General features: G+C 68.5%; 33 protein-coding genes. 15 read left to right on the top strand and 18 right to left on the bottom strand.

The features are described 5' to 3' along the window. The first annotated feature begins 210 nt into the window (after positions 1 to 210). Genes PV646_RS09685 through PV646_RS09665 form a run of 5 tightly spaced genes read left to right on the top strand, consistent with a single transcriptional unit; the run spans position 211 to position 2,883 of the window. Positions 211 to 387 (top strand): LPXTG cell wall anchor domain-containing protein, encoded by a 177-nt coding sequence (locus tag PV646_RS09685; protein WP_500341091.1) that lies wholly within the window; start codon positions 211 to 213, stop codon positions 385 to 387. Positions 388 to 436: 49 nt separating this feature from the next. Further along, the gene (locus tag PV646_RS09680) at positions 437 to 1,210 is read left to right on the top strand and encodes an SDR family NAD(P)-dependent oxidoreductase (RefSeq protein ID WP_500341090.1); all 774 of its coding nucleotides are present in this window, start codon (positions 437 to 439) and stop codon (positions 1,208 to 1,210) included. A gap of 37 nt (positions 1,211 to 1,247) precedes the next feature. Next, positions 1,248 to 1,562 (top strand): hypothetical protein, encoded by a 315-nt coding sequence (locus PV646_RS09675; protein WP_500341089.1) that lies wholly within the window; start codon positions 1,248 to 1,250, stop codon positions 1,560 to 1,562. Beyond that, positions 1,559 to 2,452, top strand: coding sequence for a WXG100 family type VII secretion target (locus tag PV646_RS09670; RefSeq protein ID WP_500341088.1), 894 nt, complete (start codon positions 1,559 to 1,561; stop codon positions 2,450 to 2,452). Before PV646_RS09675 ends, PV646_RS09670 begins: the two co-directional genes overlap by 4 nt. Beyond that, positions 2,449 to 2,883 (top strand): hypothetical protein, encoded by a 435-nt coding sequence (locus PV646_RS09665; protein ID WP_500341087.1) that lies wholly within the window; start codon positions 2,449 to 2,451, stop codon positions 2,881 to 2,883. Before PV646_RS09670 ends, PV646_RS09665 begins: the two co-directional genes overlap by 4 nt. Positions 2,884 to 2,890: 7 nt before the next feature. On the opposite strand, the gene PV646_RS09660 is transcribed toward PV646_RS09665, so the two are convergent. Continuing rightward, positions 2,891 to 3,442: a hypothetical protein gene (locus PV646_RS09660; protein WP_500341086.1), complete on the bottom strand. Its 552-nt coding sequence runs from the start codon at positions 3,440 to 3,442 to the stop codon at positions 2,891 to 2,893. 71 nt (positions 3,443 to 3,513) lie between these two features. On the opposite strand from PV646_RS09660, the gene pyrE reads away from it, so the two are divergent. The 4 genes from pyrE to PV646_RS09640 are packed head-to-tail and all read left to right on the top strand — an operon-like array spanning position 3,514 to position 6,250. Next, positions 3,514 to 4,062 carry an orotate phosphoribosyltransferase gene (gene pyrE / locus PV646_RS09655; RefSeq protein WP_307789490.1) on the top strand — a complete coding sequence of 183 codons (549 nt, stop codon included), beginning with the start codon at positions 3,514 to 3,516 and terminating at the stop codon, positions 4,060 to 4,062. Between the two features lie 59 nt (positions 4,063 to 4,121). Further along, complete coding sequence (locus PV646_RS09650) at positions 4,122 to 4,490, top strand: DUF2784 domain-containing protein (protein WP_500341085.1); 369 nt, start codon at positions 4,122 to 4,124, stop codon at positions 4,488 to 4,490. Next, positions 4,462 to 5,127 carry a TrmH family RNA methyltransferase gene (locus PV646_RS09645; protein WP_500341084.1) on the top strand — a complete coding sequence of 222 codons (666 nt, stop codon included), beginning with the start codon at positions 4,462 to 4,464 and terminating at the stop codon, positions 5,125 to 5,127. Before PV646_RS09650 ends, PV646_RS09645 begins: the two co-directional genes overlap by 29 nt. A gap of 25 nt (positions 5,128 to 5,152) precedes the next feature. Next, complete coding sequence (locus tag PV646_RS09640; protein WP_500341083.1) at positions 5,153 to 6,250, top strand: glycoside hydrolase family 76 protein; 1,098 nt, start codon at positions 5,153 to 5,155, stop codon at positions 6,248 to 6,250. Here PV646_RS09640 and PV646_RS09635 read toward each other — a convergent pair. Together PV646_RS09635 and PV646_RS09630 are read right to left on the bottom strand one after the other, a co-directional pair. Further along, positions 6,240 to 6,971, bottom strand: a complete 732-nt coding sequence (locus PV646_RS09635; RefSeq protein ID WP_500341082.1) for a sugar phosphate isomerase/epimerase family protein — start codon at positions 6,969 to 6,971, stop codon at positions 6,240 to 6,242. The genes PV646_RS09640 and PV646_RS09635 overlap by 11 nt on opposite strands. Continuing rightward, complete coding sequence (locus PV646_RS09630) at positions 6,965 to 7,939, bottom strand: LacI family DNA-binding transcriptional regulator (RefSeq protein WP_500341081.1); 975 nt, start codon at positions 7,937 to 7,939, stop codon at positions 6,965 to 6,967. The genes PV646_RS09635 and PV646_RS09630 overlap by 7 nt, the downstream gene beginning before the upstream one ends. Here PV646_RS09630 and PV646_RS09625 point away from each other — a divergent pair. Beyond that, positions 7,938 to 8,819 (top strand): PfkB family carbohydrate kinase, encoded by an 882-nt coding sequence (locus PV646_RS09625; protein WP_500341080.1) that lies wholly within the window; start codon positions 7,938 to 7,940, stop codon positions 8,817 to 8,819. The genes PV646_RS09630 and PV646_RS09625 overlap by 2 nt on opposite strands. Further along, positions 8,783 to 9,418 carry a nucleoside/nucleotide kinase family protein gene (locus PV646_RS09620; protein WP_093595565.1) on the top strand — a complete coding sequence of 212 codons (636 nt, stop codon included), beginning with the start codon at positions 8,783 to 8,785 and terminating at the stop codon, positions 9,416 to 9,418. The genes PV646_RS09625 and PV646_RS09620 overlap by 37 nt, the downstream gene beginning before the upstream one ends. Here PV646_RS09620 and PV646_RS09615 read toward each other — a convergent pair. From PV646_RS09615 to PV646_RS09605, 3 genes are all read right to left on the bottom strand, one after another. Next, on the bottom strand, positions 9,415 to 10,512 hold the full coding sequence (locus PV646_RS09615) for a right-handed parallel beta-helix repeat-containing protein (protein ID WP_500341079.1): 1,098 nt from the start codon (positions 10,510 to 10,512) through the stop codon (positions 9,415 to 9,417). The two genes, PV646_RS09620 and PV646_RS09615, sit on opposite strands and share 4 nt — an antisense overlap. A 16-nt stretch (positions 10,513 to 10,528) precedes the next feature. After that, entirely contained in the window at positions 10,529 to 11,290 is a 762-nt protein-coding gene (locus PV646_RS09610; RefSeq protein WP_500341078.1) for a right-handed parallel beta-helix repeat-containing protein, read from the bottom strand. Between the two features lie 280 nt (positions 11,291 to 11,570). Next, positions 11,571 to 12,218, bottom strand: a complete 648-nt coding sequence (locus PV646_RS09605; RefSeq protein WP_500341077.1) for a DedA family protein — start codon at positions 12,216 to 12,218, stop codon at positions 11,571 to 11,573. A gap of 174 nt (positions 12,219 to 12,392) precedes the next feature. Between PV646_RS09605 and PV646_RS09600 the strand changes: the two genes are divergently transcribed. Next, positions 12,393 to 13,769: an FAD-binding oxidoreductase gene (locus PV646_RS09600; RefSeq protein ID WP_500341076.1), complete on the top strand. Its 1,377-nt coding sequence runs from the start codon at positions 12,393 to 12,395 to the stop codon at positions 13,767 to 13,769. Here the strand turns inward: PV646_RS09600 and PV646_RS09595 are convergent. The 9 genes from PV646_RS09595 to PV646_RS09555 form a co-directional block, all read right to left on the bottom strand. Beyond that, entirely contained in the window at positions 13,766 to 15,190 is a 1,425-nt protein-coding gene (locus tag PV646_RS09595; protein ID WP_500341075.1) for an amidohydrolase family protein, read from the bottom strand. The two genes, PV646_RS09600 and PV646_RS09595, sit on opposite strands and share 4 nt — an antisense overlap. A gap of 34 nt (positions 15,191 to 15,224) precedes the next feature. After that, positions 15,225 to 15,428 carry a hypothetical protein gene (locus tag PV646_RS09590; protein WP_500341074.1) on the bottom strand — a complete coding sequence of 68 codons (204 nt, stop codon included), beginning with the start codon at positions 15,426 to 15,428 and terminating at the stop codon, positions 15,225 to 15,227. A gap of 2 nt (positions 15,429 to 15,430) precedes the next feature. After that, complete coding sequence (locus PV646_RS09585; protein ID WP_500341073.1) at positions 15,431 to 16,576, bottom strand: glycoside hydrolase family 18 protein; 1,146 nt, start codon at positions 16,574 to 16,576, stop codon at positions 15,431 to 15,433. Positions 16,577 to 16,725: 149 nt separating this feature from the next. Further along, positions 16,726 to 17,448, bottom strand: a complete 723-nt coding sequence (locus PV646_RS09580) for a DedA family protein (RefSeq protein WP_500341072.1) — start codon at positions 17,446 to 17,448, stop codon at positions 16,726 to 16,728. A 17-nt stretch (positions 17,449 to 17,465) separates the two neighbouring features. Beyond that, positions 17,466 to 17,660, bottom strand: a complete 195-nt coding sequence (locus tag PV646_RS09575) for a hypothetical protein (protein WP_500341071.1) — start codon at positions 17,658 to 17,660, stop codon at positions 17,466 to 17,468. A gap of 4 nt (positions 17,661 to 17,664) precedes the next feature. Then, the gene (gene nagA, locus PV646_RS09570; RefSeq protein ID WP_500341070.1) at positions 17,665 to 18,789 is read right to left on the bottom strand and encodes an N-acetylglucosamine-6-phosphate deacetylase; all 1,125 of its coding nucleotides are present in this window, start codon (positions 18,787 to 18,789) and stop codon (positions 17,665 to 17,667) included. Between the two features lie 26 nt (positions 18,790 to 18,815). Then, on the bottom strand, positions 18,816 to 19,724 hold the full coding sequence (locus PV646_RS09565; protein ID WP_500341069.1) for an ROK family protein: 909 nt from the start codon (positions 19,722 to 19,724) through the stop codon (positions 18,816 to 18,818). Positions 19,725 to 19,827: 103 nt separating this feature from the next. Beyond that, complete coding sequence (locus PV646_RS09560) at positions 19,828 to 20,406, bottom strand: GNAT family N-acetyltransferase (RefSeq protein WP_500341068.1); 579 nt, start codon at positions 20,404 to 20,406, stop codon at positions 19,828 to 19,830. 9 nt (positions 20,407 to 20,415) lie between these two features. Then, the gene (locus PV646_RS09555) at positions 20,416 to 20,979 is read right to left on the bottom strand and encodes a SigE family RNA polymerase sigma factor (RefSeq protein ID WP_030477748.1); all 564 of its coding nucleotides are present in this window, start codon (positions 20,977 to 20,979) and stop codon (positions 20,416 to 20,418) included. A 40-nt stretch (positions 20,980 to 21,019) separates the two neighbouring features. On the opposite strand from PV646_RS09555, the gene PV646_RS09550 reads away from it, so the two are divergent. Next, entirely contained in the window at positions 21,020 to 21,301 is a 282-nt protein-coding gene (locus PV646_RS09550) for a YciI family protein (RefSeq protein ID WP_500341067.1), read from the top strand. Here PV646_RS09550 and PV646_RS09545 read toward each other — a convergent pair. Together PV646_RS09545 and PV646_RS09540 are read right to left on the bottom strand one after the other, a co-directional pair. Further along, positions 21,291 to 22,142, bottom strand: coding sequence for an SDR family oxidoreductase (locus tag PV646_RS09545; protein ID WP_500341066.1), 852 nt, complete (start codon positions 22,140 to 22,142; stop codon positions 21,291 to 21,293). The two genes, PV646_RS09550 and PV646_RS09545, sit on opposite strands and share 11 nt — an antisense overlap. A gap of 45 nt (positions 22,143 to 22,187) precedes the next feature. Further along, positions 22,188 to 23,114, bottom strand: a complete 927-nt coding sequence (locus PV646_RS09540) for an aldo/keto reductase (RefSeq protein ID WP_500341065.1) — start codon at positions 23,112 to 23,114, stop codon at positions 22,188 to 22,190. A gap of 38 nt (positions 23,115 to 23,152) precedes the next feature. On the opposite strand from PV646_RS09540, the gene PV646_RS09535 reads away from it, so the two are divergent. Continuing rightward, positions 23,153 to 23,926, top strand: a complete 774-nt coding sequence (locus PV646_RS09535) for a TIGR03620 family F420-dependent LLM class oxidoreductase (protein ID WP_500341064.1) — start codon at positions 23,153 to 23,155, stop codon at positions 23,924 to 23,926. Here the strand turns inward: PV646_RS09535 and PV646_RS09530 are convergent. Further along, on the bottom strand, positions 23,916 to 24,200 hold the full coding sequence (locus PV646_RS09530) for a DUF427 domain-containing protein (RefSeq protein ID WP_500341063.1): 285 nt from the start codon (positions 24,198 to 24,200) through the stop codon (positions 23,916 to 23,918). The two genes, PV646_RS09535 and PV646_RS09530, sit on opposite strands and share 11 nt — an antisense overlap. 157 nt (positions 24,201 to 24,357) lie before the next feature. On the opposite strand from PV646_RS09530, the gene fbaA reads away from it, so the two are divergent. Continuing rightward, complete coding sequence (gene fbaA / locus PV646_RS09525) at positions 24,358 to 25,392, top strand: class II fructose-bisphosphate aldolase (protein WP_500341062.1); 1,035 nt, start codon at positions 24,358 to 24,360, stop codon at positions 25,390 to 25,392. The last annotated feature ends 27 nt before the right edge of the window (positions 25,393 to 25,419 follow it).

Here is a 25,419-nt window from a genome sequence, read left to right as displayed (position 1 = left end):
ATGCCCCTCGCACGCCTGGCTCAGGTGACGTTAGGTGATCAACAAGATTTTGTACCGCTGGTCGTCCTACTCCTACCAGCGCTATTCCAGACCGTATCCAAAGTGCTGTGAGCTACATCACACTTCACTCCGTGTAAAACATTCGGCCCTGATTCAGATAGTCCGAGCAGCAAGACCGTCGTGTCCCCCAACCCCCGGAAGGGATCCACGATGTACGGAGGAAAGGCAGTTGCACCCGTTGCCGTCGCCGGCACGGCGTCCGTAGTGACGCTGGCCAACACCGGTGCGTCGGTCGGGTGGTTGCTGTTCGGCGGGGTGGCGATGGTCGTTTCCGGCCTCGCGCTGCGCCTGTTCGTGCTCCGCCGCCCGGCGAAGAACGAAGTGTGATCATCGGCGGCCTTCGACCCCGGCGACTTTCCGACTACCGTTCGGTGGCATGCCAACCGCACTGGTGACCGGATCGACCGTCGGGATCGGGGCCGCCTTCGCCCGCAGGCTTGCCGCCGAGGGGTACGACCTCGTGCTGGTCGCGCGCACGGCGTCCGCGCTGGAGGAGCTCGCGAAGCAGCTGCACGACCGCCACGGCGTCCAGGTCGACGTCCTGCCGGCCGATCTCAGCGACCACGACGACCGCCTGAAGGTCGAGCAGCGACTGGCCGAGTCGCCCGTCGACCTGCTGGTCAACAACGCGGGCTTCGCGAACAACGGCGAGCTCTTCGCCACGGACGTCGAGAAGCTGCAGAGCCAGCTGAACGTCAACGTCACCACCGTGCTGCGCCTGAGCCGGGCCGCGATCCCGGCCATGATCGCGCGCGGCAAGGGCGACGTGATCAACGTGTCCAGCGTCGCCAGCTTCCTGCCCGGCCGCGGCACCAGCTACAGCGCCGACAAGGCGTGGGTGACGGCGTTCTCCGAGGGCACGGCGCTCGCGGCCGAGGGCACCGGCGTGCGGATCATGGCGCTGGCGCCCGGTTTCGTGCGGACCGAGTTCCACAAGCGCGCGCAGATCGACATGTCGAAGACGCCGAACTGGCTCTACGTCCCCGTCGACAAACTGGTCCACGAGGCCCTGCGCGACCTGCGCCGGGGCAAGCCGCTGTCGATCCCCGGTCTGCAGTACAAGGCGATCGTGACGATCACGAGGCTGCTGCCGCGGGCGCTCGTGCGCCGGATGGCGTCGCGGTTCGCGGGCGGACGCGGACGCACCTGAGCGGAACCGTTGGGCCGAATGGCGCGTCGGAGCCCTCGTGAGCGAACAGTTCCATGTCGAACCGGACGAGCTGCGCGGGTACAGCGAACTGCTGGACCGCAACGCCCAGCACTTCCTGACCATCAAAGACCACGCGATCTCCAAGGGCGGTGACACCAGCGGGTTCACCGGCCTGCTGACCTTGCTGCACCCCGTCGTGACCGGCGTCGCGAACCTCTACGGGGAGACGTTGGACTTCGCCAACAAGACGATGCTCAAGGACGCCGAGGCCCTGCGGAAGACGGCCGAGTCCTACGAAAAGGTCGATCTTCACGGCGTGCAGCTGCTGAAGCAGGCCGGAGGTGGCCGATGACCACGGCGTACGCGGACGTCCAGGACCCGTCGGTCGCGCTCAACGCGGCCGCCGAGAACCGTCCCGGCAGGCAGACCACCAAGGAGCTGATCGAGGCTGCCGGGTGGAAGCTGCAGGGCGTCAACTGGATCTACGAGAAGGTCACCGGCGAGAACCTGATCGAGTCGCTGATCAGCCCGCTGGTGGGCGACTTCGAGAAGATCGACGCCAACGCCAACGCGTGGGACCAGGTCGCCAAGGCGCTGGACTCCGTGCGGCACAACGTCGGTGACGGCGCCGGGCAGCTCGGCCCGCACTGGGACGGTGGCGCGGCACAGGCGTTCGAGCGCCGCATGGACACCATGTGGGTCATCGCGATCGAGGCGGACTCCCAGGTCGCCCGGATCATCGGCAACAAGTTCCAGTCGATGGCGTCCGCGTGCCGGTCGGCCACGAAGGTCGCCCTGTTCCTGCTCGACAAGCTCTGCACCATGCTGCTCGAAGCGGCCATGACCGCGGTGATCCCGGTCGTCGGCTGGGGCCGTGCGGTGTGGATGGTCTACGACGCGATCCAGATCGTCGACGCCATCCGCAAGATCATCCAGTCGATCATGACGCTGATCGAGGGCGTCAAGGGCATGGTCGACGGCATCGTGGCCATGGGCACGGCGCTGATGAAGCTCAAGGACGTCAGGAACGTCAACGACGCGCTGGACGTCGTCGACGGCGTCCAGGACGGCAAGCAGAAGTACGACAACGGCGTGGCCGCCGCGAAGTCCGGTGCGATCGGCGTCGGTCTCGGCGCCTACGGCCTCGGCAAGGCGGGGTCCGCGGCTTCCGGCCGGGGCGCCAGCGCTCCCGCACCTGCTCCGGCGCCCGCCCCGGCACCCACCGGCGGTGGTCAGCAGTGACGTTCCCCTACGACCAGGCCCGCCTGCAGGCGCTCTTCTCCGAGGTCGACTCCAGGGTCGACGACCTCGGCAAGGTCGCGACCGCCGCGTCCCAGGTGCAGCGCCGCTCGCGCGGATTGTCCGAACAGGACCTCCGCGAGATCGAACGGTTCGCGAAGTCGCCGGGTGCGCCGAAGGAGCTCAAGGACTTCCAGCGCCGCGTCGACGCCGGCGAGCTGTCGTGGGCCGACGTCGCCGCGGGTCGCGCGCTGAACGATCCTGGTGCTCAGCAAGCGCTCGCGGTGGGCGTGCCCGATCTTCAGCGTGCCTACCGGGCACTCGAGGAAGGTCTGGACGTCGAGGACGTCATCGCCTCGGGCACACCCGCTCCTCCGCCACCGCCCGACGACGAGGACGACGGCCCGAGCCACTTCCGCAAGGACGCCTGGTAGGTCGGGTTCAGACGGGCCAGTTCACGCCACCACTGCTCGTGTGGCTGGTCCCGGTACCGCGAACGACGTCGAAGGCGACCGCGCAGGCGGTCGCCAGAGACCGCACCGGTTCGGTCACCGCCGGGTTGATCTGCACGACGTCCCGCCGCACCCGCGAGCCGTTGCGCTTGGCCCGCCCGCCGGTCTGGATCCGCGCGACGTCACCGAAGAAGCAGAGCTGCTGACCGGTCGCGTCGTGCAACGACTGCTGCCACGGGCCGTGCGTCTTGATCGTCCCGATCAGCTGGCCCTGCGGCGTGCTGACCCGCACCGGCGAGCGCCGCCCGAACCCCCTGTCGATGCGCAGGAACGGCAGGCCGTCCGGCGCGACGACGTCGAGGTCGAACGTCGTCCAGCCGGAGAACCCGGTGTGCCGCAGCGGCCGCTGGAGGCCGGGCCCGGTCCGTTCCCGGACGACGGCGACCGGCGCGTCCCGTTCGTCGAACACCTCGACGCGGTAGTGCGGCCGGGCCAGCAGGCTCATGAACGTCCACGGCTGTTCCACGTACAAGGTGCTCACGGTGATGCAGCGTACGAGGCGTCGAGCGCCCGTATGTGCGAAGCTGACGACCCGTGCGAACTGAAGTGGTCTTGGACGCGAACGCTAAGTCGGAACTCGCTCGTCTCGTGAGCGAATTGGCCGTGGTGCACGGCAAGGTGACTCTCTCCAGCGGCAAGGAAGCCGACTACTACGTCGACCTGCGGCGCGCGACGCTGCACCACGCGGCGGCCCCGTTGATCGGCAAGCTGTTGCGGCAGCTCACGTCGGACTGGGACTTCGTCGCGGTCGGCGGTCTGACCCTCGGCGCGGACCCCGTCGCCTACGCGATGATGCACTCCGCCGGTGCCGACGGTGACGTGCTCGACGCGTTCGTCGTGCGCAAGGCGAACAAGGCCCACGGCATGCAGCGCCAGATCGAGGGCATCGACGTGCGCGGCCAGCGGGTGCTCGCGGTCGAGGACACCTCCACCACGGGCGGTTCGGTGCTCACGGCCGTCAACGCGCTGCGCGAGCACGGCGCCGACGTGATCGGTGTCGCCACGGTCGTCGACCGCGGCACGGGCGCCAAGGAGGCCATCGAGGCCGAGGGTCTGCAGTACCGCTACCTGCTCGACCTGAACGACCTCGGGCTCGCCTGAGGTTTTATCGAGAGCGCTTCGAGCCACCCCGTCTTAGTCTGGAGGACGGGGTGGTGCGAATGGCTGGATTCTTCGCCGAAGCGGTCATGCTGCTGCACTTCGCCGTGCTGGCGTTCCTGCTCGTGGGTGGGTTCATCGCATGGCGGTGGCGCGGCGTGATCTACGCGCACATGGCTATCGGTGCGTGGGCGATCCTCAGTTTGCTGGTGCCGGTGACGTGCCCGCTCACGACCGCGGAGGAGTACTTCCGCGCGGAGGCGGGGATGCCGCCGCTGGGGTCGGGGTTCATCGACCACTACATCGACGGCGTCTGGTACCCGGAGAGCGCGTCGATGCTGGTCCAGCTGGTGCTGGGGTCGATCGTGATCTTCTCGTGGGTCGGCTTCTATGCTGGTCACCGTGCTGCTCGAAGGCTTTCACGCTGTTAAGCACGCGTTGCGCTTCGGCGCCGCCGTGCACCCGTTGATCACGACGGACCTCGCCGCCGCGATCAGCCTCGCCGAGACGCACGCACCCGATCTGCGCGAGCGGTTCGCGGCCGCCACCGAGGTCGACCAGAACCAGTTCAAGCTGCGCGTCGGCCGCACGCACCCGACCGGTGTGGCCGGGTTCGCGGAGAAGCCGGACCTGCCGTTCGACCGGCCGGCCCCCGTCGTCCTGCTCGACAACCCGCGCAACCTCGGCAACTTCGGTGCGGCCATCAGGGTGGCCGCCGGCCTCGACGCGGGCGGGGTGATCTCCACAGGAGACATCGATCCGTGGCATCCCAACGTGCTGAGGGGCTCCGCCGGGCTGCATTTCGCGCTGCCGGTGGCCAAGGTCACGAGCCTCGACTTCGCGGGCGAGCTCATCGCTTTCGACGCGGACGGTGACCTGCTGAAAGGCCCGATCCCGGACGACGCCGTGCTGGCGTTCGGCTCGGAACGCCACGGGTTGTCCGACGAGGTCCGCGCGAAGGCGTCGCGGATCGTCCGCCTGCCCATGCGCGAGAAGGTCAGCAGTTACAACCTGACAACTTCTGTGGCGATGGGCCTGTACCACTGGGCGATTCACCGAGCTTCTTGACCGGTCAAGCACGCACCATGATCCTGTGGCGATCGCGAAACTGCTGGCGGCGCGCGCGGGCGTCGCGGAGCGCGCGGTGTACTCCAGGCACCTTCGGCGGGTCTGGGGTGTGCCGGGCACGCTCCTCGGGGCGCGGGCGTGGCCTCCGCTCTTCAAGGACAAGATCCACACCAGCTTCAACTACTGGTGGCAGGCGCACCTGCTGGACTGCATGATCGACGGCTACCTGCGCTCGCCCAACGAGCTCCGCAAGACGGCCATCACCAAGGTCGTGCGGGGCATCCGGGTGCGCAACGTCCTGGGCTGGACCAACGACTTCTACGACGACATCGCGTGGCTCGGCCTGGCCCTGCAACGCGCCGAGCGCGAGGTCGGCATCGCGAAGCCCAAGGCCCTGATCGCGATCGCCGAGCGGTTGCGCGACGCGTGGACCGACCACGCCGGCGGTGGCATCTGGTGGAAGCGCAACGACGACTTCAAGAACGTCCCGGCGAACGGCCCCGCCGCGATCTTCCTGGCCCGCCGGAACGACCGCACCGACCTCGCCCGCGCACGGTCCATCGTGGACTGGGTCGAGGAGCACCTGGTGGACCCCGGCAACGGCCTCGCGTGGGACGGCCTGCACGTCCACCCCAACGGTGAGATCCGCGAGTACGAGAAGAACATCTACACGTACTGCCAAGGAGTTCTCATCGGCGCGTGCATCGAGCTGGCCAAGCACGGCCAGCCCGAGAAGTGGCTCGACAAGGCCGCTCGCACGATCACCGCGGTGCACGACGACCTCGCCACCAACGGCGTGATCAGGGGGCAGGGTGGTGGCGACGGCGGCCTGTTCGCGGGCATCCTGACGCGCTACCTCGCGCAGGCCGCGCTGACCATCCTCGACCTCGACCCCGACCGGCACGAGACTGCGGACCTGGCGCGGGAACTCGTGGTGCAGTCGGCGGAAGCGGCGTGGCTCAACCGCGTGATGGCCGTCAGCGGCCCGCTGTTCGGTCCTGAGTGGACGGTTCCGGCCGACCTGGAGGAGGGCCAGGACCTGTCCGTCCAGCTCGGTGGCTGGATGTGCCTGGAAGCGGCCGCCCTGCTCGAACGGCACGGCATGGACGTCGCTACTGCTTGAGCCAGCCCAGCAACGTCCTGGCGTCCTCGCGGAACTGCTCCACTGAGTCGTCCAGCACGAACTCCAGCAGCGCGTTGCGCTCGATGCCGTCGCGCGCGAGCTCGGTCAGCACCGGCTTCCACAGGTCACGGCGCTGCGCGAGCGGGAACCGCTCCTTGAAGCCGCCGGGGCCCCACGAGAAGACGTGCGCCGTCACCGGTTCCAGCGTCCGCACCTCGTTCATGGCCGAGAACACGTCCTGGCCGCCGCTCGGCTGCCAGTACGACACCACACCGTCGACCTCGTCGAGCAGTTGCACCGTCGAGTCCAGCGTGTCCGTCAGCGTGTTCCGGTGGTACTCCAGCGCGATCTTCGTGCCCATCGCCTCGGCGTGTTCGACGGCGTGTTGCAGCGCCTCGACCACCGGCGCGCGGTCGGCACATTCCTCGGAGCCGGCCGTGCCGGCCCAGACCCGCACGAACGGCGCGTCCAGTTCGGCCGCGGTCTCCAGGATCGGCGCCAGGTCGGCCCGGTCGGACACGCCCGCCCGGTAGTACGACCCGTACGCGGCCACCTTCAGACCGGTGTCCAGCGCCTTGCGCGCCGCCGCGAAGTCACCGGGCGGCACGTGCACGTCGCCGCCCCACTCGACGGCCTGCAGCCCGCACTCCGTCGCCAGCTCGCCGATCTCGGAGATCGTGAGCTGCCGGAACGTCACCGACACGAGCCCGGGGATCAGCATCCGCAGGACTGCCTGTGCATGAGGGAGGGCGCGAGCCGGATGGTCTCCGGCGCCCTCTCCGGGTCGGCGATGCGGGAGAGCAGCAGTTTCACCGCGGTCCGCCCGATCTCCTCGACCGGCTGGGCCAGGGTGGTGAGCGGCGGTTCGATCAGGGTGGCCCACTCGACCTCGTCGTAGGCGACGACGGCCAGGTCCGTGCCGAGCTTCAGGCCGCGGGCCCGTGCCTCGTGCAGCATGCCGACGGTGACGAGGTGGTCGGCCGCGACGACGGCGGTGGCCGGGTCCTCCTGGTCGAGCAGCGGCGCGAGCCAGCCGCTCTGCGAGACCAGCGCCTCGTCCCACTTCAGGCCCGCGCGGCCGAGGCCGAGGCGGTAGCCGAGGATGCGTTCCTCGGTCGTCGCCACGCCCGCCTGGCCGCAGACGATGCCTATCCGGCGGTGTCCGAGCTCCGCGAGGTGCCTGACCAGGCCGGAGGTGGCCTGGACGTTCTCCGGCCCGACCTGGTCGATGTCCTTGGACACGGTCAGCCGGTCGACCAGCACCGTCGGGATGCCGAGTTTCTTGAGCTCCGGCAGCACGAGGCTCCCCCCGCCGGCGGAGGGTGTGAGCAGTAGCCCGTCGACTCTTCGCGAGCGCAGCATTCTGACCGCTGTCTGCTCCGACTCGGGGGTGTCTCTCGTGTCGATCAGCACGAGCGAGTAGCCGCACCGGGTCGCTTCCGACTCGATGGCGGCGATCAGCTCGGCGAAATACGGGTGCGAGACCAGCGACACGGCCAGGCCCAGCGACTTCGTGCCGCCCATGACCAGCGAACGCGCGATCGCGTCCCCCGTGTACCCGGTCTCGTCGATCGCCTTCTGGACGCGCTCGCGCGTGTCCCCGGCGACCGGCCTCGTCTCGTTGATCACGTGTGACACCGTGGTGATGGAGACCCCCGCGAGAGCCGCGACATCCCGCATGGTGACCATGACCTGGGACCATACCCGTTTGGAGGAAGGCCAGATGGCCGCCGTGCTGTGTGTCGGGCTCACAACTCTCGACGTGACCCAACGGGTGGGTGAATTTCCTCGACCCGGCCAGAAGATCCGCTCGCTCGGTGCGGTGCTGTCACCCGGCGGTCCGGCGGCGAACGCGGCCCGTGCGGTCGCGGCACTGGGCGGACGGGCCTCGTTGCTCACCGCACTGGGTGCCGACGCACTGGGTGAATTCGTCAGGGCGTCCTTGGACCCAGTTCAAGTCACCGCCGTGGAGGGCACGACGCCCGTGAGCATGGTCGTCGTCAGAGACGCTGACGGGGAGCGCACGGTCGTCTCCCGCAACGCCTCCGTGCCGGTGATCGCGCCGGATTTGACCGATCTCCTGGCCGCCGCGGACGTCGTGCTCTTGGACGGACATCATGACGGGCTGGTGATCCCCGTCGCCCGGCAGGCGAAAGCACTGGGATTGCCTGTGGTGCTCGACGCCGGGAGCTGGAAACCTGTCCTCGATCACCTGTTGCCGCTGGTGGACGTGGCCGCCTGCTCTGCCGGGTTCGAGCGGTCCGAGGCCGAGGTGCACTCCTACGGGGTGCCGCTGGTCATTCGCACGCACGGTGCGAAGCCGGTCACCTGGTCGCGGAACGGCTCGGCCGGAGAGCTGCCCGTCCCCGTGGCGGAGGTGAAGGACACGAACGGTGCCGGCGACGTCTGGCACGGCGCGTACGCCTACGCGCTGGCGTCAGGAGCGGACCCGGTGGCTGCCATCGGATTCGCGTCGGAGGCGGCCGCCGTTCGCGTCGGTGCGGTCGGGGACTGGGTTGAGGAGCTGGCGCGGTGGCAGGACAGCAGGTCAGGTTCGACGAGCTGCTAGAACGGGCTCGGGTGCTCACAGATCAGGGTGAGCGCAAGATTCTCGGCATCGGCGGCGCACCCGGTTCCGGCAAGTCGACACTCGCGCGCCGGCTCGTCGAGGCCCTCGACGGCCAGGCGGTGCTGGTCGAGATGGACGGCTTCCACCTCGCGCAGAGCGAGCTCGAACGGCTGAGGCTGGTCGAACGCAAGGGCGCGCCCGACACGTTCGACATCCCCGGCTACGTGGACCTGCTCGGCCGGATCAAGGCGTGCGGGCCGGACATGATCTACGCGCCGGAGTTCCGCCGCGAGATCGAGGAACCGGTCGCCTGCGCCGTGCCGGTGCACCCGGACGTCCCGCTCGTCGTCACCGAGGGCAACTACCTGCTGCTCAACTACGACAAGTGGAAGCGCGTCCGGATCATCCTGGACGAGGCGTGGTTCCTGTTCATCGACGAGGACGTGCGCGTGCAGCGCCTGATCGACCGCCACCTGCGGTACGGGCGCACCTTGTCGGAGGCGGAGGAGCGGGTGCTGCACGGCACGGACCACGTCAACGCGTTGATGGTGAACTCGTCGAAGGGATCAGCGGACCTGCTGATCACCGAGGTCCTCTAGACGGGGATGCACTGCAAGTTCAGACAGCCCAACGGGTCGTTGTGCGTGGTGTTGCGGCCGTCGTCGGTGACCCCGGGCTGAGCCCAGATGCCGTACCGCGCGTTGCCGGCCGCGCGGTTGCTCGTGACCTCCACCGACGAGCCCTCGCCGACGTGGAGGTGCGCGCCGTCCTTCACGACGTTGCCGCCGAGGTCGGTGAACTCGGCGAGGTGGCCGTTGCCGGTGAACGCGTTGGCCTCGACGGCGAGCTTGGCGGGGGTGTCGACGTTGACGAACAACCCGGCGGCGCGGCCGTCGGCGAACGTGTTCTGGCTGATCGTGCCGCCCTCGATCCGCACGATCATGAGCGCTGCCTGCCCGCCGCTGAACCTGGTGCGGACGATCCGCGCGGTGTTCGTCTGCAGCACCACGCCACCGCCCACGCGGGCGTCGCTGATCGTGAGCGCCTTGGTCGTCAGCCGGAACGTGGTGAGGTCGGCGCCGGTGACGGCCAGGGTCGAGCAGCTGATCCAGGTGGCGGTGAGTCTGCCCGCGGTCACCTGCCACTGAGAGGTGTCGTCGCAGGTGAAGTAGTCCGAGACGGTCGTCTGCGAGCGGATCAGTCTGCAGGTCGAGCGGTCCAGGCAGCGGAACGCGTACGCCTCGAACGACGAGTCCTGCGCCTGGAGCTGCGAGAAGCCGGTGAAAAGCAGTTCGCCGGAGCGGCTGCTGTGCCGGACGCGCTGGAACGACGTGTCCCGCGCGTCGGCGGCGTCGACACCGGCTGTGAGGGTGACGTTGTTGAAGATCGTGTTCTGGGTGCCGCGGAGGGTGACGCCGCTGGTCCGGTGACCGCTGATGGCGCCGTTGTGCACGACCGCCCGGGACACCTCGTCGGCCCGCAGGGCGATCTTGCCGCTCAGCGTGTGGCCGTTGAGGTTCAGCACGACCCGGTCGGCCGCGATGACCAGGCCGATGTCCGCGCAGGTCAGATCGGCGGTGAGAGTGACGCTGGTGGTGATCTCGTCACCGCAGCGGGGATCGGTTTGCGCTTGGGCTGGAATTGCACAAGCGAGCAGTAAAATAGGAACGCCGAATAAACCCATCGACTTCATCTATTCCCCCTTGTGGTCAGCAGCTGATGGTGTAGCAGCCGAGCTTGTCGTTGAACGAGGTGTTGCCGCCACCGTCGATCACGGTGCCCGGTGTCGCCCACATTCCGTGTTGACCGTTGTTCTCGCTCACGTTGTCGCGCACGGTGATGTCGAGTGGAATGGGCACGTCGATCCGCAGCCCGTCCCCGCGGTTGTAGACGAACTTGTTGTGCTCGATCAGCAACGGGCCGTTGAGCGTTTGCTGCGGGCGCACGAGCAGGCCGTTGGTGCGCGAGTTCGCGAATACGTTGCCGCTGATGACGCCGGTGGCCGGCTGTTGCACGACGACCTGCATGTCCGCGGTGAACGTGTTGTCCAGCAGGTGGATCCGCTTGCTCGCGATGATCTCGCCGTACGTCATCCAGCTGCCCCGGATCGTCAGCTCCTCGCCGCCGATCCTGCGTGCCCACAGCCTGTGGCCGACGACCTCCGTGGTGGGTGCCCCGATGGTTTCGATGTTGCTGCCGCCGCCCTGGATGACCAGGTGGTGGTCGGCGTAGAGCTCGTTCAACGCGGTCGCGCCGTCCACCACGGCGCACCGCGAGCCGCAGGAGAGCCGCCACACGCTGAGACGGCTGCGCAGGAACGTCACCGTCGAGCCGGGCCAGTCGAAGACCGCGGTGTCGCCCCGCCAGAGCAGGCCCGAGTCGACGAACCGGGTGTTGGTGGCGTTGATCGCGACGACGGGGCTGTCGACGATGAGGCCGTTGCTGATCGTCGTGCCGTCGACGTCGGTCATGCTGATTGCCGGGGTACCACTCAGGGTGTGTCCGTTGAGGTTGATGTTCACCCCGTTGGCGCCCACGATCAGCGCGGGTCCGTTGCCACATCCCCAATTGCCCCTGAGTGTGAACTCAACGAGTACGACTTGACCGCATCGAGGCATACCTTGCGCTTGTGCCGGTGTTGCTGATCCGAACAGCGCAATTAAAACGGCAAACGCACCGAGTAATCGCATGACAGGCCTCCCCGCCCCTTTATGTCAAAGGACAGGTAAGCACTGTTCAAGTGATTTGTCGTCAGTTCGAGCCGACTTCGACCGTTTCGTCGATCGGCTTGGCCATCTCCTGGCGGTAGCGCCAGATCCCCCAGCCGGTGCCACCCAGGAAGAACACGATGCTCACGATGATCGCCGCCGTCTCGAGCCACGGGATCGACTGCAGGAAGCCCGCGCCGTAGTAACCGGCCAGCACCAGCGTCGGCACCCACGCGATGGCACCGATGGTCGTGGCCAGCGTGAACCGCCTGAGGTCCATCCGCGCGGCACCGGCGATCATGGGCGCCAGCGTCCGGATCCACGGGATCCAGCGGGCGAGCACCACGGCCCAGAACCCGCGTCGGTCGAGGAAGTCGCCCGCGCGTTTCAGGTTCTCCCGGTTCAGCACCTTGCCGCCCTTGCGGGCGAGCACGCGCGTGCCGGTACCCCGGCCGATGAAGTACCCGACCTGGTTGCCGACGACCGCGATGATCAGGGCCGCGAGGGACAGCAGCCACGCCGACAACTCGCTGTTGTGCGTAGCCAGCACCACACCGGCCGCGAACAGCAGCGAGTCACCGGGCAGGAAGAGCCCGAAGATGAAAGCGCACTCGACGAAGATGAAGCTCAGCACGATGACCCAGACGGCCACCGGACCCGCGGTCTCCAGCGAGGCGAAAGCATGCGCCACGGTGAGCCAGCCTACGTCGTGCCGTGAGGGCAGCGCGGCGACATCGGGTCAACGGGTCGGCGAAATCTGGATTGAGCACACCGAGTCACGACGTGAACTCCCCTCGGTCGAGGGTCCTCACCAGGCCAGAATTTCTTCGCCACCTCGCCCAGTCGCCGCACTAGCGTGGAGCGCATGGAGACCTTGCTCGCCGAACTCCGCACCGCAGTGGGCGACTCCGGCGTCCTGACCGACGCCGACGTCACCGCGAGCTACCAGCGCGACATGATGCCGCTGGCGCCGCACGGCAGTCCGCTGGCGGTGGTGTTCCCGCTGAACACCGGGCAGGTCCAGGCGGTGGTGCGGGCCTGCGCGAGCCACCGCGTCCCGATCGTCCCTCGGGGCGCGGGCAGCGGCCTGTCCGGTGCCGCGAACGCCATCGAGGGCTGTGTCGTCCTCGTCATGACGAAGATGAACGCGATCGTCGAGATCGACACCGACAACCGCCTCGCCGTCGTCGAGCCGGGCGTGGTCAACCTCGACCTGCGCGGCGCCGTCGAGAAGGAAGGCCTGTTCTACCCACCGGACCCGAGCAGCTACGACTGGTGCACGATCGGCGGCAACCTCTCCACCAACGCCGGCGGCCTGTGCTGCGTGAAGTACGGCGTGACCACGGACTCGGTACTCGGCCTGGAGGTCGTCCTGGCCGACGGCGAGGTGCTGCGAACGGGCCGCCGCACGGTCAAGGGCGTGGCGGGCTACGACCTCACCAAGCTGTTCGTCGGCTCCGAGGGCACGCTGGGCGTGATCACCAAGGCCACGCTGGCACTCAGGCCCCTCCCGCAGGCCCCGGCGACGCTGGTGGCCGCGTTCGGCAGCACCGCCACCGCGGGCGCGGCGGTCAGCCGGATCGTCCGCGAGGGCCTGGTGCCGTCGCTGATGGAGATCATGGACCGCACCTCGATCGAGGCCGCCGAGACGTACCTGAAGACCGAACTGGGCGCCGGACCGGGCTGCGCCGCGTTGCTGATCTGCCAGTCCGACGCGGGCGGCGAGCAGGCCAGGCACGAGTTGGCCAAGATCGAGGAGATCTGCCTGGAGGCCGACCTCGTCTACTCGACGACCGACGTGAACGAAGGCCGTGACCTGCTGACGGCGCGTAGGGCCGTTCTCACGGCGTTGGAGATCTACGGCTCGTGGCTGACCGACGACGTGTGCGTCCCCCGCACCCGCATCGCCGAGCTCATCCAGGGCTGCGAGGACATCTCGAAGGAGGTTGGCCTCAAGATCGCCGTCGTGGGCCACGCGGGCGACGGCAACATGCACCCGACGATCGTCTACGACCCCGCGGACGCCGACCAGTTCGCGCGCGCCCAGAAGGCGTTCGACGACATCCTGGCCGTGGGCCTCGCGCTGGGCGGCACGGTCACCGGCGAGCACGGCATCGGCAAGATCAAGCGCGAGTGGCTGGCGAAGGAGATCGGGCCGGTCGGCCTCCGGGTCCACCGCGAGATCAAACGTGCGCTGGACCCGGAGAACCTGTTCAACCCCGGCTCGATGTTCGGCCTCTAGCAACAGGTGCGGACAGCCGTGGGGAACGGTTCCCGAGCGGCCTTCTCCACGTCCGCGAGCATCTGCTGCCGCACAGCGGGTCCGAGCACCCGTCCTCGGGTCAGCACGGTGTGGATCCGTGACGTGTTGCGGATGTCCTTCAGCGGGTTGCCATCGAGCACGACGAGGTTCGCGTCCGCGCAGGGCTTCACCACCGCGTTTCGGGTGCCCGCGTTCAGCGCCGCCTTCGGCGACAGGCCCGCCTCGACGAGCAACTCCAGTTCGTCGTGCAGCGAGAAGCCGGAGAACGAGTACGGGTTGCCCGCGTCCGTGCCGACGAGGACCTCGACGCCGAGCGCGTGCATCTCGGCGACCTGCTCCTGGCGGCGCCGGAAGAACGCGGCCTGCTGCCGGATCTCCTGCTCGGTCACCGGCACCCAGTTCGTCAGGCCGTCGCGCCAGAGGTCCCGGTAGAACGAGGGCATGTACTTGATCCGCGGGTCGTTCGCGAACCGGTCCGCCGGGCTGGAGTACACGCGCATGGCGACCATCGTCGGGCACAACGCGGAGTTGTTGCGCTGCAACCGCTTTGCCAGCTGAACCGCCTTGCCGCAGCTGTGCGTCAGCGTTGCCTGCCGTTCGAACTCCAGCACCTGCTTGAACCACGCGAACGGGTTCGCCGGGTCGAGCGGCAGGGTCGCGATCGCTTGGCGCAGCTGGGTTTCGCGTGTGCTGGTGGCGAGCGGCAGGCCGTACATGTGCTCGAACGTGCGCTGCCCCAGGTCACTCGCGTCGCCGAGCGGCACGTGGTTCGAGCAGTGCCCGGCGAACGTGGTGGCCTGCTGGGCGCACTCGTCCGCGATGGCTTCGAGCGTCGGGCGGTCCAGGTACGAGTAGACCTTCACGAAGTCCGCGCCCTTCGCGTCCCGCACCGCCTGGCGGCCCTCCTCGGGCGTGCTGACGATCGTCGCGCCGGGCAGTGTCGAGTGCGGCCCGTCGATGATCATGCTGCCGACCACCAGTCGCGGTCCGAACACCTCGCCGCGCTCGATCCGTTCGCGCAGCTCGTAGATCGGCGGGTAGCCCCACATCTCACGGATGCCCGTCACGCCGTTGACCAGGCACAACGGCAGCGTGATCTTGTCCAGGAACGCGCCGTGCACGTGCATGTCCCACAGGCCGGGGATGACGAACTTGCCGGCGACGTCGAGCACCGTCGAGCCCCGCGGCAACGGCAGGTCGCACGAGCCGACCGCGAGAACCTTGTCGTCCGCCAGCACGATGGTCACGTCAGATCGGACGCCGGACGAGTCGACGAGCGTCGCACCGCGCAACACCGTCACGTTCGTCGAGGCGCTGGCTGTGCTCGGCAGCAGGCCCGCGCCCGCTGCCGCACCGAGTCCGGCCAGCCATCCCAGCACTTCACGTCGAGTGGTCGTCATGCCGTTCAACCAACACCGTGACGTTACGTGAGACTCAAATCCTTTCGAGCACCTCGCGAGCGTCGGCCGCCCAGAGTGGGCTGGTGCTCAGCTCGACGAGCTCAGGCATCAGCGCTGCACGGTCCTCCGGGGCCAGTTTTTCCGCCACGTACTTCAGCGCCGCCGACACCTGCCACGTGTTGCGGCTCCGCAAAGCCTGGCGCAGCAACGCGATGCGGTCCTCCGTCTGCTGTCGCACCACTAGCGGGACATGGCGTTGAGCAGCGAGTGCTGGGCGTCGTCGTGCCCGAGTTCCCACATGAACGTGCCGAGCAACCCACGCGACCTGGCGAAGTCCGCGCGGATTTTGATCGAGCGCGGGTTCTCGTACGACACGAACTTCTTCTCCGCAGCGTTGTACAGCCACGGCGACTGCGCGACCGGGTGCCAGTACTCCTGCCAGCCCGGAGTCGCCTTCAGCTTCAACGCCTCCTCGTAACCGTCGACCCAGAACGCGCTGTCGTAGGGCTGGTAGAGACCGTGCTGCGGGCCCTCGGTCTTCACGGTGAAGCCACGACCGTAGAACGGCGTGCCCAGCACCATCTTGCGCGGCGAAACGCCGTGCCGCTGGTAGTAGTCGATGGCACCGACGACGTTGTTCCACTTGCGGTCCGCGGCCGGCATCGGGTCGTTGGCGACCTCGCGGAACCCGGCGTTGAACGTGGCTACGGGCGAGAAACCGGTGCCCAGGTCGTACGTCATGACGTTGATGAAGTCCATGATCCGCGAGAGTTCGCGCAGCTCGAACGACTTCGCCGGGTCGTAGGGGCCGTCGGTCTGCAGGCGGCCCGCCGGCAGTGCGGCGGTGACGAGCTTGCGCGAGCCCAGCGCCTTGCGGAAGTCGCGCGTCAGCAGAGTCATGTTGCGCTTGTCCACGGGACGGTCCGTGATCTCGGCAGGGCCGCCGTAGACGGGGAACTCCCAGTCGATGTCGATGCCGTCGAACGTGCCGTCGCGGAAGAACAGGTCCACACAGGACTGAACGAGCGTCCTGCGTGAGCCGGGGGTCAATGCCGCGTCGGAGAAACCACCCGCGCCCCAGCCGCCCAGCGAGATGAGGGCTTTCAACGACGGCTTGCGCTTCTTCAGGTCCCGGATGTCCGCGAAGTCCTTGGGGGCGGTCTCCGCCGTCATCGTGCACTTGCCGTTCTCGATGGTCGAGAACGCGTAGAACAGGTGCGTGATCGGCGTGTTCGTGGGGATGGACGAGATCGGCTTCGAGCCGCTGTACCAGTTGCCGTAGTAGGCGCCGACGATCTTCTTCGGCGACGCGTCGGCGACACCGACGCCGACTGAGACGGACAGCGCGGCCAGCGTGACCGCCAACCCCTTGCGGAACAACGACATCGATGGCCTCCACCCAGTGGTCCAGACCAAAGCAACCTAGGGCCGATGTCCGGTCTGCCGCAATAGGGCGAGCAGGTACTGGTTCGTGCCGGAACGAGAACCGGAAAAGGCCCGCCTGCCGGAGCAGACGGGCCTTCAGGTCGTGTCGGTCAGCGCTCGACGCGAGGGATGATCTGCGTCGAGTCGTCGTTGATCTGGGCCTGCATGACCTGGGTGATGTCGTCCGCCTCGGCCTGCACCAGCGTCTTCTTCTCCTTGCGCGCCTTGATCACCTCGATGATGATCGGCACGACCGAGAGGAGCACGATGAGGATCAGCGTGACCTCGAGGTTGTTCTTGATGACCTCGACCTGGCCGAGGAAGTAGCCCAGGACCGTCAGACCCGCGGCCCACGCGACGCCGCCGATCGCGGAGTACGTGAAGTACTTCTTCGGGTCCATCTTGCCGACGCCGGCCATGGCGGTGATGAACGTGCGGACGATCGGCACGAACCTGGCCATGACGATGGCGCGAGCGCCGTACTTGTCGAAGAACTCCTGCGTCTTGTCGACGTACTCCTTCTTGAAGATCTTCGACTCCGGCTTGCTGAACAGCGCCGGACCGGCCTTCTTCCCGATGTAGTAGCCGACGACGTTGCCGACGAACGCGCACACCGTCAGCAGCACGCAGACGAGCCAGAGCGGGGTGTCGATGGTGCCCGCCGCGACGAACAGACCCGCCGTGAACAGCAGCGAGTCGCCGGGCAGGAAGAAACCGACGAGGAGCCCGCACTCCGCGAAGATGATGAGGCACAACCCGATGAGCATGTACGGGCCGAGCCCGTTCAGCAGCACGGTGGGGTCCAGCCAGTCAGGGCCCAATGCAATCGTCACGGCGCCAACGGTACAGGTCAGCTCAGCGTGATCACGGCCGCCACCGTGCCTGCTGCCAGGCCCAACATCAACGCGAGCCCCAGGATCCACCACACCGACATCTGCGCGGGCGGCTCTTCGACGATTGGGACATGTGCGACAAATCCGGCATTTGTGCTGGTCGCCTGGGCTCGCAGCGCGTCAGTCACCAGTCGTTCCGGATCGTCCGCCATGCACCTAGTCCTTGACCCACTCGCCCCTGACCATCACGTCCTGTGGCTTCAATTCTGCATCCAGGACGACGATGTCCGCCGCGAGGCCCGCTTCGAGCTTGCCGGTGTCGAGGCCCAGCAGTTCGGCGCCGCGGGTCGAGGCTGCGTGCGTGGCTTCCACGAGCGTCAGGCCGCACGAGTTGACGGCGTTGCGGAACGCCATGTCCATCGTGAGCGTGCTGCCCGCGAGAGAGGCGCCTCCTGCCAACGTCGGCACTCCGTCGACGACGCGCACCTCCAGACCGCCGATGTCGTACACGCCGTCGCCCACGCTCGCCGCCGCGATGGCGTCGGTGATGAGGACGGTGCGCTGCAGACCCGCGTGGCGGGCGGCCAGGCGGACGGCGGTCGGGTGCAGGTGCACCAGGTCGCAGATGAGCTCGACGGTCACGCGTTCGTCGTCCAGCAGCGCGCCGATCGGGCCGGGCTCGCGGTGGTGCAACGGGCGCATGCCGTTGAACAGGTGCGTCGCCACGGACGCTCCGGCGTCCACGGCCGGACGGACCTGTGCCTCGGTGGCGTCGGTGTGGCCGATGGCGGCGATGACGTTGTTGTCCACGAGCTGGCGCACGGCGTTCACGGCGCCTTCGAGCTCGGGCGCGATCGTGATCATGCGGACGGTGCCCTTGCCCGCGTCGAGCAGCTTCGTCACCGCGCTCTGCTCCGGCGGGCACAGGATCGCCGGGTCGTGCGCGCCGCAGCGGGCGGCGGACAGGAACGGTCCCTCGAGGTGGACGCCCGCGACGACGCCCTCCTGGACGAGCTCGGCCAGCGCGGCCACCTGGTCGGCCAACTCCGGCACCGGCCGGGTGACCAGCGACGCCAGCAGCGTCGTGGTGCCGTGCTTGCGGTGCGCGGCCGCGGCCTTGCGCACCTTCGCCGGGTCGCTGCTGGTGAACGCGGCACCGCCACCGCCGTGGCAGTGGATGTCGACGAAACCCGGCACGATCGTGCCGCCGCCGACGTTGGTCGTCGGGCCGTCGGGCGCGGCGCCCTCACCGACCGCGGCGATCCTGCCGTCCCGGACGCTCACCCAGCCGTTCTCGAGCACCCCTCCCGGCGTGACGACCCGACCCCCGGTCAGGGTCACGTCGACTGGTCCACCCCACGTGCTCATCACGCCTCCAGCGTGTCGATGGCCAGCAACGCCGCGCCGAGGAAGCCCGCCTCGTCGCCGAGCGCCGCGAGCCGAAGCTCCGGTCGGCGCTGGAAGGCGATCAGCCCGTCCAGCCTTTCCCGCAAGGGATCCACCAGCAGGTCTCCTGCCAGTGCGAGCCCACCGCCGAGCACCACGGCCTCCGGGCCGAGCAACGTCGCCAGCACCAGGATCCCCCTGGCGAGCGCGTCCACGGCCTCGTGCCACACGGCGACGGCGTCTTCCTCCCCGGCACGGACCCTGAGTGCGACCTCAGCAGCGCCTTTGACGGGGGTGCCGGTACGTGCGGTGTACCGGCGGGCGATCGCCGCGGAGGACGCCACTGTCTCCACGCAGCCGATCTGGCCACAGGCGCAGGGCACGCCGTGGCCGACGTTCACATGGCCGATCTCACCGGCGAAGCCCTCGCCGCTGTAGATCTTCCCGTCGAGCAGCAGAGCGCCGGCGATCCCCGTGCCGATCGGCATGATCACCGCGTTGCGCAGGTCCTTGGCGGCACCCATGCGGCATTCGGCCAGGCCCGCGGCGCGCACGTCGTGGCCGAACGCGACGGGGACGCCGAGCCGTTCGGTGAGGACGGCGCTGAACGGGAACTGGCTCCACGGCAGGTTCGTCGTGTACACGCCGACGCCGTTCGCCTCGTCCACGATGCCCGGCGCCACGATCCCCACGGCGTCGACGTCGTGCTCGGAGGCGTTGCTGAGCTCGTCGACGAGCTCGGCGATGACGTCGAGGAGGGGCTCCAGCTCACCGGGAGTCGCCCGGCGCGCGTGCTTCTGCGCCGCCACCGCCTCCGAGGTCCCGATGACGAGCGCCGCCTTGGTTTCGGTGCCACCGATGTCAACGGCGACCACGTGTCTGCGTGCCACGGGATCTGATCCTGCGGCATGGGGGGCCTATTGGTCTATACCAAGTGCCGATTTGGGCGGGTGGTCTTACGAGTTGAAACCGCCCGCATCGGTCAAAACGACCTCAGCTGGGGAAACGGTCAAGTTTACTTACCACTGACGGCACCGCGCGTGGCTGGTCGGAGGCGGTGCGCACATGCCGATGTCCCTCGGCGGGGAAGGCGGGTGGTGCGGCGGGCAGCGCGTCCTCCAGGACGTAACCGCACCTGATCGCCACCCGGCAGGACGCCTCGTTGCCGGCCGCGTGCAGCAGGGCGAGCCGGGTGAGCGCGTGGACGTCGAACGCCCACTGCGAGACGGTGTTCACCGCGCTCACGGCGATTCCTCGTCCACGGGCCTGGGCGGCTGTCCAGTAACCGACCTCGGACGTGCCGTCCGGCCCCGCTTTCACCACCACGTGACCCACCGGGGCACCGTCGGTGATCACGGCGAAGCTGAACCGGGTCGCGTCCGCCCACCCGGTGGCCTGCGCGTCCAGCCACCGCCGGGCGTCGGCCTCGTCGGCGAGGGAGGTCGCGAGCCAGCGGCGCAGCAGCGGATCGCGGTGCGCCGCGAGCAGGGCCGGCACGTCGTCGGGCTGCCACGGGCGCAGCTCCAGAGCCGGTGCCGCCCCTGAGGACGGCACGGACAGGATGACCGTCATGGTCCGGCGTTAGCCCGCCATGATCTTCTGCAGCGCGTCGAGCGCACGGGACGCCGTCGACTTCACGGTGCCCTTCGAGATGCCGGTGGCCTCGGCGATCTCCGCCTCGGACAGGTCGCCGTAGTAGCGCAGCACGAGCACCTCGCGCTGGCGCGGCGGCAGTTGCTGCAACGCCTTGACCACGGCCTGGTGCTCCGCGGTCAGCATCGCCAGCGACTCGGCCGAACGTGCGTTCGCCACGTGCGGCGGCGTGTAGTCGCGGGCCGTCTTGCGGCGGCGCAGCACGCTGCGGGAGCCGTTGACCACGGCCGTGCGGAGGTAGCCGACGGCCGCCTGCGAGTCGCGCAGGCCCTTCCAGTTGCGGTGCAGGCCGGTGAAGGCCTCCTGCACCACGTCCTCGGCCGTCGACGGCTCGTCGACGAGCAGCAGCGCGAGCCTCACCAGGCGCATGCGGTGCTGCTTGTACAGGTCTTCGAGCGTGAGGGGCCCTGTGGGAGGTCCTGCGACGCCGTCCTTGATTCGCAGGTTGGTCAGGGTGTCCTGCACGGTGCGCGGAGTTTCTTCGCCAACCACAAGGTAGGACGGTACCGGTCAGCTTCACTACGGTGGTGGCATGGCCCGCTTTGCAGTCGAATTGGTGTTCGGTCCCGATCGTGAGAAGCGCCTCGCGGTGCGCCCCGAACACCGCGAGTACATCGCCTCGCTCGTCGAGAAAGGCGTGATCCTCGCCTCCGGTCCGTACGCGGACGACCTCGGCGCGTTGATCATCTACGAGGCGGCGGACGAAGCCTCTCTCAAGGAGATCATCGCCGCCGACCCGTACACGCCCGCGGGTGTCGCCGAGTGGTCCATTCGCGAGTGGACCCCGCTGATGGGCCCGTGGATCACCGGCTAGCGGCCTGGCCGCCCGGCCCGACCAGCCCCGAGGTGTCGCTCGCGGCCATCTGACGGTCCGCGTCGGCCACCTCCTCGACCGCCTGGCGGTCCACGACCATCGGCGTGAACGCGCGGAAGTACTTCAGAGCGCCGACCCAGCCGGGGACGTGGACCGCCTTCGACCGCTTCTCGATGCCCCGGACCACGGCCTTGCCGACGTTGCGGACGGGGTACTTCTTGCTCGCCAGTCCCGGCATGCCCTGGCGCAGCTTGCCGAACACCGGGTGCTCGTCGGCGCTGTTGACCATGTCCGTGGAGATCCACGAGAAGTACGCGGTGCCGACGCCGACGCCCAGGTGCCTGACCTCGGCGCGCAGGCTGTCCGCGAACGCCTCGCAGCCCGCCTTCGCCGCCGAGTAGGCCGCGTTGCCGGGGATGTGGACGATCGCCGCGAGCGACGACACGACCAGGCAGTAGCCACGGCTCTTGATCAGGTGCGGCAGCGCCGTGCGGACCGTGCGCCACACACCGAGCAGGTTGACCTCGATGACGCGTTCGAACGCCTTGGGGTCCATCGAGCGGATGAACCCGGTGGCCGCGATGCCCGCGTTCGCCACCACGACGTCGATGCCGCCGAAGTGGGCCGCGACCTCGTTCATCACGCGGTCGAGCACGTCCCAGTCCGTGACATCGGCTTCCCAGGCCCTGCCGCCGGTCTCCCGCGCGACCTCTTCGAGCTGGGCCTTCTCAAGCCCGACGAGTGCGAGACGAGCCCCGCGCGCGGCCAGCTGCCTCGCCACCTCGGCGCCGATGCCCCTGGCCGCGCCGGTGATCACTACCACCTTGCCCGTGACGTCCATGCCCGTCACGGTAACGCAACCTACTCCCGGTAAGCTACTGGCAAGTTAAATTGCGCTCAGGCGGTCCACCTCGGCCTGGGTCAGTTCGAGCGTGAGCACCGGGACGAGGTCGCTGAGCTGCTCCAACGTGCGGGCGGACGCGATCGGCGCGGCCACCGTCGGCTGCTGGGCGAGCCACGCCAGGGCGACCGCCGCGACCGTCGTTCCGTGCGTCTCGGCCAGTTCGTCGAGCACTTCGAGGACCTGCAGGCCGTGCTCGTCGAGGAACTTCGAGGCCGCGCCGGCCCGTGCGCTCTCGACCTCGACGCCCGGCCGGTACTTGCCGCTCAGGAAGCCCTTGGCGAGCGACGAGTAGGTCAGCGTGGCGAGGCCGTGCTCCGCCACGGTGTCCTGCAGGTCACCCTCGAACTTGTCGCGGCTGACCAGGCTGTACTCGGGCTGCAGCGCCACGAACTTCGCGAAGCCCTCGCGTTCCTGGATCTCCAGCGCCTTCGCCAGCCGTGCGGCGGAGAAGTTCGACGCGGCGACGTACCGGACCTTGCCGTCGCGGACGAGCTGGTCGTAGGCGGCGAGCGTCTCCTCGAGCGGCGTGGTCGGGTCGTCGAGGTGGTTGTAGTAGAGGTCGATGTGGTCGACGCCGAGGCGCTTCAACGAGCGTTCGGCGGCGGTCAGCACGGTGTCGCGCTTCTGGTTGTTGAAGCCGGCGAGCATGCCGACCTTCGAGGCCACCACGATCCGGTCGCGGTCGGAGCGCCGCGCGAGCCACCTGCCGATGATCGTCTCGGACTCGCCGCCGGAGTTGCCCTCGCCCCAGGCCGAGTACACGTCGGCGGTGTCGACGAAGTTGCCGCCCGCCTCGACGTAGGCGTCGAGCACGGCGAACGACTGGGCCTCGTCGGCGGTCCAGCCGAACACGTTGCCACCCAAACAGAGGCGGGCCACGTCCAGGTCTGTGGTGCTCAAGATCGGCATACTGCGAAAGGTAGTCCGCCGCGACGATTGGGGTTCGCATGCTGGGAACGTTCGGTGTCTGGGGCTCGCATCAGGAGTGGGCGGGGAGGATCGGCGAGGTCGAGGCGCTCGGCTTCGGCACGTTCTGGATCGGTGGCTCACCGGAGCTCTCCGCGGTCGAGCAGGCGCTGGACTCCACGACCTCGATCACGATCGCGACCGGCATCGTCAACGTGTGGCAGTCGGAGCCGGAGGCGGTCGCCGCGGAGTTCCGGCGCCTCGCCAGCGACAGGTTCCTGCTCGGCGTCGGCGTGGGCCACCGGCAGCTCGACCAGGCCTACGAGAAGCCATACGACAAGCTCGTGTCCTACCTGGACCGGCTCGACGTGCCGGCCGACCGCCTGGTCCTCGCCGCGCTCGGGCCGAAGGTGCTCGCGCTCGCCGCCGACCGGACCGCCGGCGCCCACCCGTACCTGGTGCCGGTCGAGCACACGGCCGAAGCCCGCAAGGCGCTCGGCGACAAGCTCCTCGCACCCGAGGTGACCGTCGTCGTCGAAGAGGATCCAGAAGTCGCGCGGGCCATCGCACGCGAGAAGCTGGCGTTCTACTTCACGCTGACCAACTACACGAACAACTGGCAGCGGTACGGGTTCACCGACGAGGACATCAAGGGCTCGGACCGGTTGATCGACGCCCTGGTCGCCCACGGCAGCCCGGACCAGGTGGCGGCGAAGCTGCGGGCGCACGTGGACGCGGGAGCCGACCACGTGGCCGTCCAGTCGCTGAACGGCCACTACACGGAACTGGCCTCGGCCCTCGGGCTCAGGCGCTGATCTCGACGCCCTTCCAGAACGCCACGTGGCCCTTGATCTGCTTCGCCGCGTCCTTGGGCTCGGCGTAGTACCAGGCCGCGTTGGTGTTCTCGGCGCCGTCCACCTGCAACGAGTAGTAGTTCGCGTCGCCCTTCCACGGGCAGTGCGTGGTGTAGTCGGTCGGCTTCAGCACGGCCGAATCGACGGACTCGAGCGGGAAGTAGTGGTTGCCTTCGACGACGACCGTGTCGTCGCTCGAAGCGATGATCTTGCCGTTCCACTGAGCGGTTGCCATGTCCTCCACTATCCCCCTACCGGCGGGTAGTGCAGACCGGCTGGTCAACTGGTACTTGATCGATCCCTCTGTGAGGACGGCCACTGGCGCGGGCCCCTGACCCCGCCTCGTAGGATGCGGGCTGACACCCGTTCAGGGCGCCTGAGGAGGACCACCGATGCCCATCGCAACTCCCGAGGTCTACGCGGAGATGCTGGACCGGGCCAAGGCGAACGAGTTCGCCTACCCCGCCATCAACGTCACGTCGTCGGAGACGCTCAACGCGGCTCTGCGCGGCTTCGCCGAGGCTGAGAGCGACGGCATCATCCAGGTCTCGACCGGTGGAGCCGAGTTCGCCTCGGGCACCAAGGTCAAGGACATGGTGACCGGTGCCGTCGCGCTCGCCGAGTACGCGCACGTCGTCGCCGCCAAGTACCCGGTGAACATCGCGCTGCACACCGACCACTGCCCGAAGGACAAGCTCGACGGGTACGTGCGTCCGCTGATCGCCATCAGCCAGGAGCGGGTGGACAAGGGCGGCAACCCGCTCTTCCAGTCGCACATGTGGGACGGCTCGGCCGTCGCGCTGGACGAGAACCTCCTGATCGCCTCGGAGCTCCTCGACCTCTCGGCCAAGGCGAAGCTCGTCCTCGAGATCGAGGTCGGCGTCGTCGGTGGCGAGGAGGACGGCGTCGACAACGAGATCAACGACAAGCTCTACACGACGCCCGAGGACTACCTGAAGACCGTCGAGGCCCTCGGCGCCGGCGAGAAGGGTCGCTACCTGCTCGCCGCGACCTTCGGCAACGTGCACGGCGTCTACAAGCCGGGCAACGTGAAGCTGCGCCCGGAGATCCTCAAGCAGGGTCAGGACGTCGTCGCGGAGAAGCTCGGCCTCGCGGCCGGCTCGAAGCCGTTCGACCTGGTCTTCCACGGCGGCTCCGGCTCGCTGCTCGAGGAGATCCACGAGGCCGTGTCGTACGGCGTCATCAAGATGAACATCGACACGGACACGCAGTACGCGTTCACCCGTCCGATCGCCGCGCACATGTTCGCGAACTACGACGGTGTGCTGAAGATCGACGGCGAGGTCGGCAACAAGAAGGCGTACGACCCGCGCAGCTACCTCAAGGCCGCCGAGACGGCCATGGGCGCGCGCATCGCGCAGGCGTGCGAGCACCTCAAGTCGTCGGGCCGCATGATCGCGGGCTGACACCTGGCGTGAAGAGGGCCCCGGCTG

Origin of the sequence: Streptomyces sp. ID05-26A, assembly GCF_033794685.1 — a bacterium.
Taxonomy (GTDB): domain Bacteria; phylum Actinomycetota; class Actinomycetes; order Mycobacteriales; family Pseudonocardiaceae; genus Lentzea.
Note: the sequence above shows the minus strand (reverse complement) of the source record. Positions and strands in the feature narration are given on the sequence as shown.